Here is a 15,340-nt window from a genome sequence, read left to right as displayed (position 1 = left end):
AAGAGGGAGGCTTTCCAGCCGCCGAAGGAGTGGTAGGCCACCGGTACCGGCAGGGGCACGTTGATGCCGACCATGCCAACGTCCACGGAGCGTTGGAATTTCCTGGCGTTCGCGCCGGAGGAGGTGAAGATGGCGGTGCCGTTGCCGTAGGGGTTGGCGTTGATCAGCTTGATGCCTTCGTCCAGGTCCTCGACCCGGACGACGACGAGGACCGGTCCGAAGATCTCCTCCGTGTAGGCACTCATTCCGGTCTTCACATGGTCGATCACGGTGGGACCAACCCAGAAGCCCTCCTCATGGCCGGGAACCACCAGGTCCCGACCGTCCACCACCATGGCGGCGCCGGCCTGCTCGGCCTCAGTCACCGTCTTGACGATGAACTCGCGGGATTCGGGGCTGATCACGGGACCCATGTCGGCGTCGGCTTCGGAGCCGTTCTTGACCTTGATGTCGAGGGCACGCTCTTCGACCTTCTTGACCAGCAGATCGGCGGCATCGCCGACGGCGACCGCGACAGAGATTGCCATGCACCGCTGCCCGGCCGAACCGAACGCGGCTGCAGCCAGGTGGTCGGCGGCGTTGTCGAGGTCGGCGTCGGGCATGACGATCGCGTGGTTCTTCGCCCCGCCCAAGGCCTGGACCCGCTTGCCGTGCGCTGTTGCCACTTCAAGGATGTGCTTCGCAACAGGGGTGGAACCCACGAAGGAGATGGCGTCCACGTCCGGGTGCGTCAGGAGCCCGGATACCACCTCACGGTCACCGTGCAGGACCTGGAACACGCCGTCAGGCAAGCCGGCGTCCTGGAACAGTTTCGCCAGCAGCATCGCAGCCGAAGGCACGCGGTGCGAAGGCTTGAGGATGAAGGCGTTGCCGGTGACAATCGCCATCGGAGCCATCCACAGCGGCACCATCACCGGGAAGTTGAACGGGGTAATGCCCGCCACCACGCCCACGGGCTCCCGGAACGAAAACACATCAATCCCGGTGGAGACCTGGTCCGAGTACTCACCCTTGAGCAACTGCGGGATGCCACAAGCGAACTCGATGACCTCCAGGCCACGGCCGATCTCGCCCTTGGCGTCGTTGAGGACCTTGCCGTGCTCTGCCGTGATCAGGGCCGCGAGTTCGTCCACATGGGAAGCGACGAGCTCACGGAACTTGAACAGCACGGCGGTGCGCTTGGCCAGCGAAATGTCGCCCCAGCTCGCAGCAGCTTCCTTTGCAGCGGCAACCGTCGCGTCCAAATCGGCGCGGTTGGCCAACCGCAACTCGGCCGACACAGCACCGGTAGCCGGGTTGTAGACGGGCTTGGTGCCGGTTCCGCTGCCCGCAGTCTCGGCCCCGCTGATGAAGTGGTTGATGGTGATCGTCATGGTGGACTTCCTTGTCTGTCTAGCTCAGCAGGGTGCGCTGCCGGCTCTTGCGGTCTAAGTAGGTTTTGAAGGCTTGCTGGCCGTCGATTCGATCGACCGTATGCTGCTTGGAGCGGAACTCGACAGCCGCCTGGCGACCTCCAGTTCCACACCGATCTCGTTGGGGTAGATATCAACGCTGATACACCCGATCGTGAGCAGTTCGTGGGTCACGACAATCGCGAACCTTTCTGATGTGTGAGCGTACTTATGGGGGTTACTGGGAGGCTGTAGGTTCCCGATACGGATGGATGATACGCCTCCTCATTAAGACTTATTGTCAGGACATTCTTACGCCTCAGAACTGGCCGGCGCAAGAGTTTCAAAGAAAGTTTCTAGCACGTGCGCATAACGCAAGGCGTGGCGCCCGACACTGACGCGTCGACCCCCTGAACATTTGGCAAATTATCCATTTACCAACGATATGGCACGTGCTAGTCTGTGGGCAAGAGTAGACCGCAGACGTGCCCGGATCGAGGCAGCCGCTCAGCGGATCCTTCAGCGGAGGCGAAGGCAATTCCCCAATCACCGTGTGCACGAAAACTTCAAGGACACTCATGGACCCATTCGAAAGTCTCGCGGCCACGCGGGACCGGTCACACTGCATCCGGGAGAATAGCTCAGGCTCCCAAATCACCATTGACTTCTGCTACGCCGGCACGATCCTCAAGCGGCATCAGGGCATGATCCCGTGGTGACTCCGAATTTGCTTCCAGTAGATGCCAACTCCCCCGTCCCGCTGTATCACCAAGTCGCCGAACGGATCAAAGCCGCAGTCCAGTCGAACGTGCTGCAGGAAGGGAAAGTCATCGGACCCGAAACACATCTGGCCCGGAATTTCCACGTTTCGCTTCCGACTATCCGTCGAGCACTCGAAATTCTTGCCTCGGAGGGCATCGTCGTCCGAAAACATGGGCACGGGACCTTTGTCGCCGGTGCGCTCCGCTCCAGCCCCCTGGGCGTTACCCGCCATATTGAACCCGGAGAAAGCCAGTCAAAGTGCACTGTCTTGTCCATCGGAGAGGCCTCCCTTGATCCCATTTTCAGGGAACGCCTCCGACTAACAGATGGGGATCGTCTGTGGTGTGTGATCCGGCTGGAGGAGATCCACGATGTACCTACCGCGATCCTTGAGGACTACCTCTTCAGCGAACCCACACCCCAAGACCACGCTCGATTCAATGAAGCCGACGCCGACGCGCTACTCGTTCATTCGCAGTGCAAGGTCCGCACGGTGCAACACGAGATCAAGGCCTTGGCTGCCCACGACGGGTTGGCCCAAAAGCTCAAGGTAGGTCCGGGAACGCCGCTGATTGTGCTCGAACGGACCGTCTTCGACGAGGGCGGAAAGCCTGTCGAATTTGGCAAGTATTCCCATCTCGCCAGCCACTATAAATTCGGAATCATATCTTAGCCTCGGCATCCCCCTGGGCCTCCGCCTGAGGTCACCTCTCCCCCGCCGTCGCGCCTTGCCGCCATATTTCAAAGTGCCCCCGAACGAACTGCACCGCAGAGACCGGGTTCATGGTGTCAAATCCAGCTTCCGCGGTGCAGTCCCGGCCTTGATCGTGGCCTAGTCAGATGCCTCGTTTACCTCTGCGACGAGCCGGCCGACCAAGGCGTCGAGCAGGCGCAGGTTTTGAGCAGGGTCGAGACGGCGCGGGTCAGCGCCGAAGACTCCCCAAAGCGGATGCTGCGGCTCGTGCCGGTGCGGCCCGCTCTCGTCACCGCCAGGATCCGCCGACGGCGCTTCCTCGATTGAGGGCAACCGGTCTATATGGACGAGTTCAGGTGCAAAGTTCGACAGTAATGAGCTCTCGAACACCCCGGCATGATCAGGTACGGGCAGACCCGCACCGAGCGGCATATTCACCGCCCTTGCGATCACACGCATCGCGTTGCCGGCGTCGTTCCACTCTGCCTCGACGAGTTCGATCATCTCAAGCTGCTCGTCGGCGAAGTGTCCGCTGAACAGCACCGCGAGCCGGACACCGAATTCCTGCAGTCGCCCCAGGGTCGTGTTCAACAGCGTCCGGATCGGCTCCGGCTCGGCAATCATGATGGTCCAGGGGTACTCCATGTGACCGCCGCCCGTGCCGTAGAACAGCGGAGGCAGCACGATGCCGCCGCTCCGGGCCGCGGCAACGCGGCAGACGCCGTGGGCGTTCAGAGCGTCCAGGCCCATGGGCAGATGAGGCCCATGAAACTCACATGCCCCGAGCGGAACGTACGCGATCGGTCTGCTGGAGACCGCGTGTTCAAGTTCAACGGCCGAGAGCAGCTCGGCCTGTACGTGTGCGTACTCGATCACTTGTAGTAGTTCCTGGGCCAGTTAAACGGTGCGATCTCCTCGAGCAGGCTGGCCGGAAACCCGTGTCCATCGGAGTATGCAGCATTGCGGTCGATATTTCGTGGATTTCGCATCCCGGGGATCACGGTTGCAACCTGGGGTGCGCTGAGGGAATAGCGCATCGCGGCCTCTGCGAGTGAGGGGTAATGCGGTTCAATGATTTGTTTGAGCTCATTGACCTTCTTCAAGGTTTCACCGAAACGCTCGCCCCTGAACAACTCAGCGGGCACGGAACCGGGTTCCCACGATGCATAAGTTTCCTCGGTCCAAGTGCCCGACAGCGACCCCGAGTCGAACGGCACGCGTGCAATGATCGCGGTGTTGGTCTTCGCCGCCGCTTCGAACAGTGCCTCAGCGGGCCGCTGTTCGAACATATTGAAGATGACCTGGATTGAGCTGACGAGGCCGAGTTCGGCGAGTGCGATTCCCTCATCGGGGCGGTAGTCGCGGATGGAGACGCCAATTTGGTCGATTTTGCCTTCGAGACGAAGTTCATTGAGGGTCTCGAGCCAATCGAGCGAGCTCGTACCGTCGTCCAGCCAGCAGTGCAGCTGCAACAGGTCCAAGCGCTCGACGCCGAGGTTCCGCAGCGCTTTCTCGACCCCCTCGCGGAGGTACCAGGAGGGGTAACGGCCCGCCATGACCGGGTTGTCCTCGTCGGCGTCCGGCCAACGCACGGGTTGGATCTTCGTAGCGACGTAAATCTTGTCGCCGTTCCACTGGCGCAGCGATTCACCAATGACGCGTTCGCTGCGGCCCCCTCCATACAGTTCGGCGGTGTCGACGAAGTTGATGCCTTGTTCGTAGGCGTACAACAGGGTGCGGACCGATTCATTATCGTCGACCTCCCCCCACGTCCCGCCGATCTGCCAGCCGCCAAATGCGATCTCGCTGACCTTCCATCCCGTGCGGCCAAATGTGCGATATTCCATGCGTTGTGGATCCTTGTCTTCTTTGTCAGGGCTTAGGGCTGGGTAAGGGGTTAAGGTTGGTCGACGGCGATAACCTTGACCGGGAGTTTGGAGAAGCCGCGGACCATCTGCTTTGCCCAGCGCTCGGGTACGCCGACGACGCGGATCGCGGGGCCCTGCACGAGTTCTTCGAGCAGAATACGGCCTACCAAGCGGGCGAGCGGGGAGCCCATGCAGGCATGAATCCCCTCGCCAAACGTCATGATCTTGTTCTTGGGCGTGATTTCACGGTCGATATCAAAGATGTCCGCATGGGCAAAAACGCTCTCATCGCGGTTGGCTGACGCGAGCAGCACCATCACACGCGAGTCCTTGGGAATGGTCACGTTTGCAACCGAAACCTCTTCGGTTGTCTGGCGGCACAGGTTCTGCGCGGGGGCGTCATAGCGCAGCAGTTCCTCGAGAAAGTCCGTGATGCGATCCGGATTGCTCGCGAGATACGAGTGGAACGCCGGGAACTTGTCGAGGTGCGTGATGATGTTGGTGACCAGAGCGGAGGGGGCATCAACAGCGGCCGACTCGATCAGGTGGGCAAGCCCAGCCTGATATTGCGATTCGACCTTGCCCTTGCCAACTGCCTGATAAATCTGCGCGATCGCCTCTGACGAGCTGGAGTCCTCCTCACCCGAGCTGAACCGCTCATAGCGTTCCTCCATCCACCGGGCAATGTGTTCCTCCGCCTCAATGTTGGAGGCGGCGGCGGCTTCGGGAATGCCGTACTGGCCGACGACGCGTTCCATCGATTGCAGCAAATAGTCATGGATCCAGGGCCCGTCCCCTTCCGGCAGACCGACGAGCATGATCGCACCTGCGATCGCCAGCGGCAGAGCAACATCCTCGGCGAAGTCACCGCCGCCTGAAGCGTGGAGTCTGCCGAGCAACTCGCGGGCGAAAGCGCGCAGGCCATCTTCCTTCTCAAGAATCTCCCGGGCCGCGAACACCCGCCTGACGGCAGTGCGCAAGGAGGTGTGCTCGGGCTGATCGGAGGCCACGATATTGCCCGCACCATATGAATCGTGCGTACCGTCCATGTCGTTGCCGAGGGCGCTTGAGAACTGCTGGTGGTTCTTCAGAATCTCTCGTACGTCCTCATAACGGGAGACCACCCAAAGATTGCGGCGTTCGTTGTAGTAGACCGGAGCTTTCTCGCGCAGTACTTTGTACAGTTCGTACGGGTTCTCGTATGCCGAGAAGGACAGCGGGTCGTAGAACACCGCCAGATCCCCGGGCATCGCATCCGCATCATCTTTCACTTCCGGGGCGGGCACCACCGTCGTTGATTCGGCCCCGAATGAGGCGGCCAAAGGCGAGTCAGGCGCGAGCTGCGCCCCGGTGACCGGGCACGTGAGCATCGGAACCGGGGACTCTGAGGTGTCGCGAGTTAACGACATTGGTAAACCCACTTTCGAAATTTATTGGAACCGGGACCCTGACCGAATGGGGCCTGGTCGGAAGGCAGTCGCCGGGTCCCAGGTTTAGGTGTTGCGGAAACCCTAGCACGTGCTAGAGTTTTCTCATAGCAATTTACTAGCACGTGCCAGAAGCGCTCGTCCCTCCGGGGAGTATCAGCCCAAATCTGCAAGGGAGCAGCCGGAATGAACGCGATCAAAGACCTTCCGTCGCAGTCCCCGACGATCGCAATCGTCGGAAGCGGCCCGTCGGGATGTTATCTCGCCCAGTATCTGCGCAAGCGTTGGAAAGAAGCCGAGATCGTCATCTTCGATCGCCTGCCGGTCCCCTATGGGTTGGTCCGCTTCGGGGTCGCACCCGACCACCTCGGTACCAAAGCCGTCGCCCGCCAATTCGACCGCCTCTTTGAACGAGAAGGTGTGCGATTCATCGGCGAAACGGAAATCGGCAACCGGGTCACGCTCCAGGAACTACGGGATGCTTTCGACATCGTCGTGCTCGCGAGCGGACTGCACGGCGACCGCGCACTAGGCGTCCCCGGCGATACCTTGCCCGGTGTACACGGTGCAGGCCGCATCACACGCCTGATCAACGGCCACCCAGGTGAGCAAATCGATGGCCTAAGGATCGGCGAACGCATCGCGATCGTCGGCAACGGAAATGTTGCGATGGACCTCGTCAGGCTCCTGCTCACTTCCCCGGAACGGCTTCTCGAGCTAGGCGTTGCCGAGGACGTCGTCCGCGCGCTGGAGCCGGGATCTGTCAAGCGCATCGACGTCGTCGGTCGATCGGCCGCCCACGATGCGAAATTCGACCTTGCGATGCTGCGCGAACTGACTAAGCTGCCGGACGTGAGTTTCGTCGCCCAGAACCTTGCCGATGAAGGAATCGCCGACGCCGACGGGATCGCGAAGCGCGACGCCGTGGCCGAAATCGCCGGGGGCTCACCGGCCCGCGCGGCCCGCAGCGTGCACTTCCACTTCGGCTGGACCCCCGAGCGCATCATCGGCCAAGACAAGGTCCAGAGCATCGCATTCCGTTCAACCGCAGACGAAAACTCGACCTTGTTGCTTGACGTCGAAGGAGTCCTCACTGCGATCGGATTCGAGGAGTTGACCACGTCCCCCATAAGACGCAGCCACCACGAGTCAGCAGAGAGCGAACTGGACAAAGGATATCTCTCACCAGGGTTGTACTGCGCCGGCTGGCTCCGTCGCGGACCCCGTGGCACCATCCCCCAAAACCGGGTGGACTCCAAGATGGTCGCCGACGCGATCATCGAAGCGGTGGACACCGCCCAATTGGTTCCAGGCAAGCCTGGACTTCCAGCACTGCTGGCACAAAACCCTAGCAACAGCCGACACACGGAGGAATCAGCATGAGCAAGACAGTCATTCTCTACGGGACCGAATCGGGCAACGCAGAACTGGTTGCCGAAGACATCGGCGAAGAGCTCAACGGCGGCTCCTCGGTCGTCATTTCCGACATGTCGGATTTCGATGTGGCAGAGCTCTCTCCTGAGGACTTCTACATCATCATCTGCTCGACACACGGCGACGGCGAACTGCCCACGAGCGCCCGCCCCTTTCACGAGTCGCTCTCAGCGGCAAGCCCTGATCTTTCCGGCGTGAAGTACGCCATATTCGGGCTGGGCGATTCAAGCTATGAAACCTACAGCAAAGGCAGCGAACACATCGACCGTGTCCTTACTGAACTCGGTGCCGAGCGGGTGGGTGAATACGGCCGCCACGACGCGGCCGACGGATCACTGCCGAACGACGCCGCGGTCACCTGGTCGCAGTCCCTCCCGCTGTTTGTCTGAGCCGGACCTGCTCAACCATCGCGGGAGCACGCGGTCACTTGGGTGGTACAGCGGTGCTCCCGCGTACCACGAGTGGCGCGCTTGTCCAGCTCTGCGTCGGCTTGGAGGCATCTCCGGTGATGCGGGCCACTGCCGCACGAATCGCCGCAGCCCCGATTTCCTCGGGATCCTGCCTGGCAGTCGTAAGGTCCAGGAAAGACAGGCTCGCGATTCGGCTGTCGTCGTAACCTGTGAGCGAGACATGCTCAGGAATCAAAACCCCCGCCTGCTGAAGCACGTGCGACAAACCCAAGGCCGCCTGGTCGTTGTTGCACACGATCGCCGTCGGTAGCAATTCGCGTTCAAGGAGCACCCGTGCGGCGCTTGCGCCGGACTCTTCGGTATAGTCGCCAGGTAACTCGAGTACCTGTTCGCCCAGCCCGAGTGATGACATCGCCCTGCGGTAGCCTGCGAGACGCAGCTCGGAATCGAACATGTCGGAACCGTGGACGTAGATCATGTCGGTGTGACCAAGGCTGGCCAGGTAGCGCACGATCGTCTCGATGCCTTCATCGCCTCGCGAACGTACCACATCGAATTCGCTGTTCGGCATGTCGCGACCGACCACAACGACGGGGGTATGGCCGGTTGCTGAGCGCAGGACGTCAGGATCTTCGCGCGGGGAAATGAGGATCAGCGCCTCGCACCTGTAGCCGATCAGCTCGTCGATTGCGCGCCGCTCTGCACGTGTAGGGGAAGCCGTACTCACGATCACCGTATATCCGGCACGGCGGCCATACTCGTAGATCCACTCAATGATTTCCAGCGGTGCAGACTCATTCGGATGGAAAATGACACCGATAGTCTTCGTCGACGCACTGCGTAACGAGCGGGCAGCAGTATTTGGTCTGTACCCAAGTTCGTCAGCGGCGTCGAGGATGCGCTTGCGGGTTTGGGCAGCCACCCCTTGTTCATTCCTGAAGACCAGCCCGACAAGCTGGCGTGAGACGCCGACGTGCGCTGCAACGTCTGCCATTGTTGCACGACGCTCCGTGCCGAGCGCCGTTGGCTGCGCTGTATCGATCTTGCCCACCTTGCCCTTGTTGATAAACCGACGTTGATAAACCGACACTCTTCAATCCTAGGAATCCTATAGGAGGTAACCGACTTCCTCCGCAGGATGCCTGCACCGGCGAGAAAGTTGAGCGCGGGCTCCCTTGCGCGGCCCGGCGTCGAGCTCACCTGCCTGCCAGGCCCTCATCGGTGCGCGAAGCCTCCACTCCGGAATTCCCTCCTGCCGGCACCTCGACAGTCAGATTGCCGGCGCGGGATCGGCTAAAAAGAACTCTACTGGCTCGTGCCAAAGAAATATACTGGCTCGTGCCAGATTTAACGGGATTTTGTCTTGACATTATGACTTAGCTCACTAATGCTGGAACCAATCCGCACCTGAAAAGCGGCTCACCCCCACTCAAATCTGAAGGGAGCAGTGAGAACATGGTCGTTCCACAGCTCGTTCGAAACATTGCCGCGAAGCGCGGCCAGGCGTTCAAAATCTCGACCATCGTCCCGGCAGTCATTGCCGTGGTGGCGCTGGCCGGCTGCGCCAGCGGCAAGGCCGAGACAACTACCGGTACGTCCACGGCGAATCCCGGAGGCAAAAACGTCTCCATCGTCATGATCGGCGGAACGTCCAGCGATCCGTTCTTCTCGGCGATCAAACGAGGCGCCGAAGATGCAGCCAAGGCCTACGGCTCAACAGTCCAGTTCACGTTCCTCGGTCCGCAGAACTACAACAACCTCGGACCTGACGTAGCCAAACTTCAAGAGACGGCGCTCTCGCAGAATCCCAGTATTGTCGTGAGTCCTGACTGGGTCGAGGAATCGCAGAACGACGCTTTCAAGCGCATTGTTGCCAAAGGCGTCCCGGTCATCCTCTACAACTCCGGCGGCTCGTCAGCGGCCGCCAACGTCGGCGCCCTCACCTACATCGGCACCGACGAGTACCTCTCCGGCAAGATGGGTGGCGAGACCTTCACGAAGAACGGCGGCAAGAACCTTGTCTGCGTGAATACGGTCCCGGGTGCAGCCAATACCGAGGCTAGATGCAAGGGACTCAAGGACGCTGCCGCAGCAGCAGGTGCGAAGTCCACGGAGCTGTCGTTGCCTTCGGCGACGTTCGGTAATCCTTCTGCTGTGACACAGGCAATCAAGGCCCAACTGCTTCAGGACGGCAGCATCGACGGCATTCTCACCATTGGTGCTGCTGATGCCGACAGCGCTGCTGCGGCAATCGAATCGGCCAACGCAACCGGCAAGGTCAAACTCGGCACCTTCGGGCTTTCGACGAGCACACTGGACAGGATCAAGGGAGGGAAGCAGCTTTTCGCGCTCGACCTTCAGCCTTATCTCCAGGGATTCCTCACCGTGTCCTCGGCTTATCAGTACGTGGCCTACGGTCTGCTTGCGCCATCGAATCCGAACCTCACCGGTCCGCTTGTCATCAACTCCTCGAATGTTGACGTGGCAATCGCAGGAGCGCAGCTCGGGGTCCGTTAGACCCCGGCATTTAGGGGGTGCGGGGTTCTTCCCGGTCCCGCACCCCAAACCATCGCGGCGCAAGGCGCCGCAATTTACAACCAGAAAGCAGCAAAGACGCTCATGACTGTTGACATCACTCGCCAAGAGCCGGCGGGCCGTGGCTCTGCGCCGGTCATCCCCCCATCCAAGCCGACGGCGCGAAGCTCCGCCGCTCAGCTCTCCCGCCGATCCGAGACCGGCGCCCTGATCGGCACCATCGGTGTATTCATCTTCTTCTGCATCTTCGGCGGAGCGCAGTTCCTTGCGACCGGCGGAGCCGCGAGCTGGCTGAACATTGCCGCCGAACTCGGCATCGTCGCAATCCCGGTCGGTCTCCTCATGATCGCCGGCGAACTCGATCTCTCGGTGGGTTCGGTGCTCGCTGCCAGTTCCATGACGCTGGCTACCGTATCCGGCTACTGGGGCCTCCCCATGGGCGTTGGCATTCTCGCGGCACTGGCGGTCGGCGTGGGAACCGGGTTCGTTAACGGAATCCTCGTCTCGCGAACAAAAGTTCCGTCATTCGTCGTCACTCTTGCCACCAACTTCAGCCTCGTAGGTCTGACGCTTGGGCTCTCCCGGCTTGTCACCGGAACCACGAGCGTAGCCATCGCCCCCGACGCTACTTCAAAGAACATTTTCGGTACCCTGATTGCCGGCCAGTTCGAAGTAGCGATCTTCTGGTGGATTGGAATCGCGGCCGTCGTCATCTGGATCCTGCAGATGACCAAATTTGGTAACTGGATCTTCGCAATCGGCGGCGACGCCGAGAGCGCACGCGCCACCGGCATCCCGGTCACCAAGGTCAAGGTCGGCCTCTTCATGACCAGCGGCTTTGGAGCGGCCCTCGTCGGCGTCATCCAGACAATTCTCTACAACGGCGCCCAAGTCTCAAACGGCCAATCCTTCGTCTTCAACTCGATCATTGCCGTTGTCATTGGAGGGGTCCTCCTCACCGGCGGTTACGGATCCGTCTGGGGAATCATCCTCGGAACCATGACATTCGCAGTCGTCAGCCAAGGCATCTACTACACCGGCTGGAACTCCGACTGGGCAAGCCTCATCCTCGGGATCCTGCTCCTGGCTGCCGTCCTGATGAACAACACGTTCCGCAAACTCGCTCTCTCCGCCGGAATCGGCACCAAGAAACTGAAGGGTTGATCATGACTGCCCCATTGCTCAGGCTGACAAACGTCAGCAAGTCGTTCGCCGGTACCAACGCATTGACGGACATCTCCCTGGAAGTGCACGCCGGCCAGGTACTCTGCCTCCTCGGCGACAACGGCGCCGGCAAATCGACGCTCATCAAAATTCTGTCCGGCTTTCACACCCCAACCTCTGGAACAGTCGAGGTGAACGGCGAAAAAGTCGTTTTCAACAGTCCACGAGACGCCAGCAGCTACGGTATTTCCACTGTCCACCAATTCGGAGGCACATTTCCCCTCATGGGCGTCGGCCGCTCGTTCTTCGTCGGCGTCGAACCCACCAAAGGATGGGGTCCATTCAAACATTTCGACAAGAAAACAGCCGGTGAGATCGCGGTGCGCGAAATGCGCAACCTTGGCATCACCCGTGTAACCGACGGCAACCGGCTCGTTGGCAGCCTTTCCGGCGGTGAGCGCCAGTCGCTCGCGATCGCCCGTGCCGTCTATTTCGGCGCAAACGTGCTCATCCTCGACGAGCCCACCGCGGCGCTCGGCGTCAAGGAAGCCACGCATGTACTTCGTATCATCATGCAGGCCAGGGCACAGGGGCTCGCAGTCATCTTTGTCACCCACAACGTACTGCACGCGATGACCGTCGGAGACCGGTTCGCCGTGCTCATCCACGGCAGCAAAGCCGACGACTTCAAAAAAGGCGAACGGACGCGCGAAGAGATCACGGACCTGATGGCCGGCGGAGAGGCCATGGCCGAGCTCGAAGCCGAAGTGGCACAATTTCAGGCCACGGCCGACGCGCAGTAACTAGGGCCAGCTGGCAGCGAAAGGGCGCCCGCAGCGATTGTGCCGCGGGCGCTCTTCTGCGTGACACGGCTAGCACGTGCACAACTGAGTCGCTGAGCATTTACCTGCCGCCACTAACTGGGCAGGAGTCCGGCCATTCAGGCGTGGCCCCGATAGCCATCGAGACTCGGGACGGCCGGGTCGGGCCTGTCATCGTGAGAGCCCGCCGTTCGCCCGGGTACAGGGTCAAAGATGAGATCGTTAGCTCAGAACTCACGAATCGGAACGCTGCGACCTTCGGCATCGCTCAATCGTGCGGCATCCAGGACCTGCAGGGTCCGGACTCCCTCCAAAGCGGGGACCGGCTGGGGGCCCCGGCCGGCTACGGCCAGCGCGAATTGCTCATAGTAGTGATGATAGGCACCCTGCTCCGACGGCACCCGCACTGAGCCGGATGCCGTCGCCAGTGTTCCCCAGCGGTCCTCATTCTCGTATCCCCAGGAAGCCAAATCATCGACGGGCCGTCTTCCCGCGAAAATATCACGCGTCTGCACGTCAGTCTGTTCCGAGACGTAGCTTCCGCCGGAACCGAGCACCCGCAGTTCGCGAGCATCGAGATGGCTGGTCTTGTTACTGGATAGGTGGGACCGGACGCCGGATTGGTGGGCGATGGTCACGAAGAAGCCTGAGTCAGTGCGCCCCTCCGGTAGATTCACCCAATCAAGAGAGGCGTACACCGTGGCTGCAGGGCCGAAAAGCCAGAGAGCCTGATCCACAAGATGGCTACCCAGATCACGAAGCAACCCTCCCGCGGGGCCTGCGGTCAGGGATTCGGGCTGGTCTTGGTCGAACCTGGATTCGAATCGGTTGATTTCTCCCAGCGCACTGGAATCGATGACGGATCGGAGAGTGCGGATATCCGTGTCCCAACGGCGATTGTGGAAGACATTGAGCATGACACCAGCATCCTCTGCCGCGGCAACCAGCTCGAGTCCGACCTCAGCATTGGGGGCAAAGGGCTTGTCGGCGATAACGTGAACTCCCGCGGCGATCGCTTCGAGGACCAGTTCCCTGCGAGTCTCCGGGGGAGTCGTGATAACCACGGCATCAACCCCGTGGTCGATCAAATCCGCCATGGACTCGAAAAGCGGAATTTCCGGATGTTCCGCCACCGCTAGTGCGCGGCGGTCCCGGGACCGCGTCACGATTCCAGAGAGTTCGACTCCGTCCGCGGCTTCGATATATGGAGCATGAAAGCTATGGCCGCCAACACCGAATCCAACGAGTCCAAGCTTCATGAGATCTCCAATCAACGAGAGGTCTTGTAGGCATTTCCATCGGTCCTACACTAGGCAAACTTTGTCCTTACATACTATCAAAGTTCACAAGACGCGAACCACGATGGAAACCCATCGACGCTCGGCGCGTCGTAGCGCGCTACCGAAGCAGCGATTGATCTGATGCCCCCATCGCTGGGCGCGGTCCTCCGCGCAACCGGGGCGCTTTGCGCCGGCCCCACTCCGGAACTTCGTTCGGCGCTCCTTCGTCGCTTATTTCCTCGCGAACTTTGGATCGTTCCCGGTTCCCCACGTTGCGGCAATCCGAGCCAGTCAGACCTATGTACGACTCAGTCCGACGACCAAGGCGTGCGCCTCGCCGCCACGCCGCTTGAGCGGGCACCAAGACCTCTCCGGCCTGTAGCAACCACCCACTCTTTGATATCACCGCTGTTCCTCTACTGCCGCGTGCCCCAGATCGGTAGGCTCAGCCCTATGGAGAATTCAGAGTCGAGGCCGGACACCGAAGAGCTCAGTGTTCATGAGTGCTGGAAGTACCTTCGTTCTTCCTCCGTCGGTAGGGTTGCGGTCGTTAGCGGCGACGACCCGGAGATTTTCCCGATCAACTATGTGCCTGACGAGGGAACGGTAATCTTTCGGACGGGACCCGGTACCAAACTGGATGCAGTCCTGGCCGGCCAAACGATCGCGCTTGAAGCAGATGGCTTCAACACCTACGGCACCATTGCATGGAGCGTAATCGTCAAGGGACATGCAGAAATTGTGTCAGTCGACGAAGAACTGCAGGCACTAGCCGCAATGGAACTCTCGCCTTGGGAGCCCGGCGCCAAAGACCACCTCATCCGAGTAACGCCGGCACAAATGAGCGGTCGCAGGTTCGTGATCAGCCCACCATCCCGGTGGTGGCCCCCACGCGATTCCTGACCGCTGGTCGGGCTGGCAGCCTCGGCCCTAACCATCAGTGCCATCCCCCCGTTGGCCAGTGGGCGGGCCGAGTGTCTAGGGAAGACCCCGATTCTCCCCTGCCACAAAACCAACTGGAACTCCCGAACGTGGAGGACCAAAGCCTCTGGGATCTACTTCCGGTCATTCGCATTCTGGAAGGGTCAGGCCGGTTCAGGCCTGACCGGATCCAAGACAAGGAGGCAGGCATGTCGGACTTAATCAGATGGTTCGATACCCGTCGCTCACCCATCGAAATGATCGAACGGCTCTTCGAAGGTGATGTGGCGGCATCCGGGATTCGGGTCGAACAATTGGTTGAAGGCACCACCTTGGTCGTTCGCGCCGAACTGCCGGGGATCGATCCGGAAAAAGATGTTGAAATCACTCTCGGCGACGGCTTCCTTGAAATACGAGCTGAACGGCAGGAGAAGAGGGAGGAAAAGGACATGGGCAGCTACCGATCGGAGTTCCGCTACGGCTCCTTCGTGCGCAGGCTGCCTCTGCCCGACACCGTCCAACAGGACGTCTCCGCTTCATACAAGGATGGCGTGCTCGAAGTGAGGGCTCCGATTCCGGAGCAGGTTCAGCCGTCGCCCGCTCAAAGGATTCCTATCGCGCGAGGTTAGAAGA

The 15,340-nt window shown here is 60.7% G+C and carries 14 protein-coding genes; 8 read left to right on the top strand and 6 right to left on the bottom strand.

Going from position 1 to position 15,340, the window contains the following annotated elements; translation table 11 throughout:
* The coding region (locus tag NFJ07_RS08400) for a CoA-acylating methylmalonate-semialdehyde dehydrogenase (RefSeq protein ID WP_269993653.1) at nt 1-1,373 on the bottom strand (1,373 nt) is incomplete at its 3' end.
* Between the two features lie 733 nt (nt 1,374-2,106).
* Between NFJ07_RS08400 and NFJ07_RS08395 the strand changes: the two genes are divergently transcribed.
* On the top strand, nt 2,107-2,826 hold the full coding sequence (locus NFJ07_RS08395) for a GntR family transcriptional regulator (RefSeq protein WP_269993652.1): 720 nt from the start codon (nt 2,107-2,109) through the stop codon (nt 2,824-2,826).
* 159 nt (nt 2,827-2,985) lie between these two features.
* Here NFJ07_RS08395 and NFJ07_RS08390 read toward each other — a convergent pair whose 3' ends face one another.
* From NFJ07_RS08390 to NFJ07_RS08380, 3 genes are read right to left on the bottom strand one after another with little or no spacing between them, the layout of a single operon-like run.
* Nucleotides 2,986-3,723, bottom strand: coding sequence for a creatininase family protein (locus NFJ07_RS08390; protein ID WP_269993651.1), 738 nt, complete (start codon nt 3,721-3,723; stop codon nt 2,986-2,988).
* Nucleotides 3,720-4,694 carry an aldo/keto reductase gene (locus tag NFJ07_RS08385; protein WP_269993650.1) on the bottom strand — a complete coding sequence of 325 codons (975 nt, stop codon included), beginning with the start codon at nt 4,692-4,694 and terminating at the stop codon, nt 3,720-3,722. Before NFJ07_RS08385 ends, NFJ07_RS08390 begins: the two co-directional genes overlap by 4 nt.
* A gap of 50 nt (nt 4,695-4,744) precedes the next feature.
* On the bottom strand, nt 4,745-6,136 hold the full coding sequence (locus NFJ07_RS08380) for a cytochrome P450 (protein ID WP_269993649.1): 1,392 nt from the start codon (nt 6,134-6,136) through the stop codon (nt 4,745-4,747).
* A 192-nt stretch (nt 6,137-6,328) separates the two neighbouring features.
* Between NFJ07_RS08380 and NFJ07_RS08375 the strand changes: the two genes are divergently transcribed.
* Together NFJ07_RS08375 and NFJ07_RS08370 are read left to right on the top strand one after the other, a co-directional pair.
* Nucleotides 6,329-7,525, top strand: coding sequence for an FAD-dependent oxidoreductase (locus NFJ07_RS08375; RefSeq protein WP_269993648.1), 1,197 nt, complete (start codon nt 6,329-6,331; stop codon nt 7,523-7,525).
* Nucleotides 7,522-7,965 carry a flavodoxin domain-containing protein gene (locus NFJ07_RS08370; RefSeq protein ID WP_269993647.1) on the top strand — a complete coding sequence of 148 codons (444 nt, stop codon included), beginning with the start codon at nt 7,522-7,524 and terminating at the stop codon, nt 7,963-7,965. The genes NFJ07_RS08375 and NFJ07_RS08370 overlap by 4 nt, the downstream gene beginning before the upstream one ends.
* Before the next feature lie 34 nt (nt 7,966-7,999).
* Here the strand turns inward: NFJ07_RS08370 and NFJ07_RS08365 are convergent, their stop codons facing one another.
* Nucleotides 8,000-9,076, bottom strand: coding sequence for a LacI family DNA-binding transcriptional regulator (locus NFJ07_RS08365; protein WP_269993646.1), 1,077 nt, complete (start codon nt 9,074-9,076; stop codon nt 8,000-8,002).
* A 365-nt stretch (nt 9,077-9,441) separates the two neighbouring features.
* Between NFJ07_RS08365 and NFJ07_RS08360 the strand changes: the two genes are divergently transcribed.
* The 3 genes from NFJ07_RS08360 (at nt 9,442) to NFJ07_RS08350 (ending at nt 12,488) form a co-directional block, all read left to right on the top strand.
* A complete protein-coding gene (locus NFJ07_RS08360; RefSeq protein WP_269993645.1) occupies nt 9,442-10,503 on the top strand; it encodes a substrate-binding domain-containing protein in 1,062 nt (353 codons plus the stop codon).
* A gap of 102 nt (nt 10,504-10,605) precedes the next feature.
* The gene (locus NFJ07_RS08355; protein WP_269993644.1) at nt 10,606-11,685 is read left to right on the top strand and encodes an ABC transporter permease; all 1,080 of its coding nucleotides are present in this window, start codon (nt 10,606-10,608) and stop codon (nt 11,683-11,685) included.
* A gap of 2 nt (nt 11,686-11,687) precedes the next feature.
* On the top strand, nt 11,688-12,488 hold the full coding sequence (locus tag NFJ07_RS08350; RefSeq protein WP_269993643.1) for an ATP-binding cassette domain-containing protein: 801 nt from the start codon (nt 11,688-11,690) through the stop codon (nt 12,486-12,488).
* Nucleotides 12,489-12,733: 245 nt separating this feature from the next.
* Here NFJ07_RS08350 and NFJ07_RS08345 read toward each other — a convergent pair whose 3' ends face one another.
* A complete protein-coding gene (locus tag NFJ07_RS08345) occupies nt 12,734-13,765 on the bottom strand; it encodes a Gfo/Idh/MocA family oxidoreductase (protein ID WP_269993642.1) in 1,032 nt (343 codons plus the stop codon).
* A gap of 474 nt (nt 13,766-14,239) precedes the next feature.
* Between NFJ07_RS08345 and NFJ07_RS08340 the strand changes: the two genes are divergently transcribed.
* Together NFJ07_RS08340 and NFJ07_RS08335 are read left to right on the top strand one after the other, a co-directional pair.
* Nucleotides 14,240-14,689 carry a pyridoxamine 5'-phosphate oxidase family protein gene (locus tag NFJ07_RS08340; RefSeq protein WP_269993641.1) on the top strand — a complete coding sequence of 150 codons (450 nt, stop codon included), beginning with the start codon at nt 14,240-14,242 and terminating at the stop codon, nt 14,687-14,689.
* Between the two features lie 227 nt (nt 14,690-14,916).
* Nucleotides 14,917-15,336 carry an Hsp20/alpha crystallin family protein gene (locus tag NFJ07_RS08335; protein ID WP_269993660.1) on the top strand — a complete coding sequence of 140 codons (420 nt, stop codon included), beginning with the start codon at nt 14,917-14,919 and terminating at the stop codon, nt 15,334-15,336.
* Nucleotides 15,337-15,340: the final 4 nt, after the last annotated feature.

The sequence above is a fragment of the Arthrobacter sp. B2a2-09 genome, from assembly GCF_027587375.1.
Lineage (GTDB): Bacteria > Actinomycetota > Actinomycetes > Actinomycetales > Micrococcaceae > Arthrobacter.
The sequence above is the reverse complement of the archived record's forward strand: the minus strand, read 5'-3'. Positions and strand labels throughout refer to the sequence as shown.

Bases quoted from the DNA above. Each gene is read 5' to 3' on its own strand.
- NFJ07_RS08385 (WP_269993650.1), bottom strand. From the start codon at position 4,694: ATGGAATATCGCACATTTGGCCGCACGGGATGGAAGGTCAGCGAGATC.
- NFJ07_RS08375 (WP_269993648.1), top strand. From the start codon at position 6,329: ATGAACGCGATCAAAGACCTTCCGTCGCAGTCCCCGACGATCGCAATC.
- NFJ07_RS08370 (WP_269993647.1), top strand. From the start codon at position 7,522: ATGAGCAAGACAGTCATTCTCTACGGGACCGAATCGGGCAACGCAGAA.
- NFJ07_RS08360 (WP_269993645.1), top strand. From the start codon at position 9,442: ATGGTCGTTCCACAGCTCGTTCGAAACATTGCCGCGAAGCGCGGCCAG.
- NFJ07_RS08355 (WP_269993644.1), top strand. From the start codon at position 10,606: ATGACTGTTGACATCACTCGCCAAGAGCCGGCGGGCCGTGGCTCTGCG.
- NFJ07_RS08350 (WP_269993643.1), top strand. From the start codon at position 11,688: ATGACTGCCCCATTGCTCAGGCTGACAAACGTCAGCAAGTCGTTCGCC.
- NFJ07_RS08345 (WP_269993642.1), bottom strand. From the start codon at position 13,765: ATGAAGCTTGGACTCGTTGGATTCGGTGTTGGCGGCCATAGCTTTCAT.
- NFJ07_RS08340 (WP_269993641.1), top strand. From the start codon at position 14,240: ATGGAGAATTCAGAGTCGAGGCCGGACACCGAAGAGCTCAGTGTTCAT.
- NFJ07_RS08335 (WP_269993660.1), top strand. From the start codon at position 14,917: ATGTCGGACTTAATCAGATGGTTCGATACCCGTCGCTCACCCATCGAA.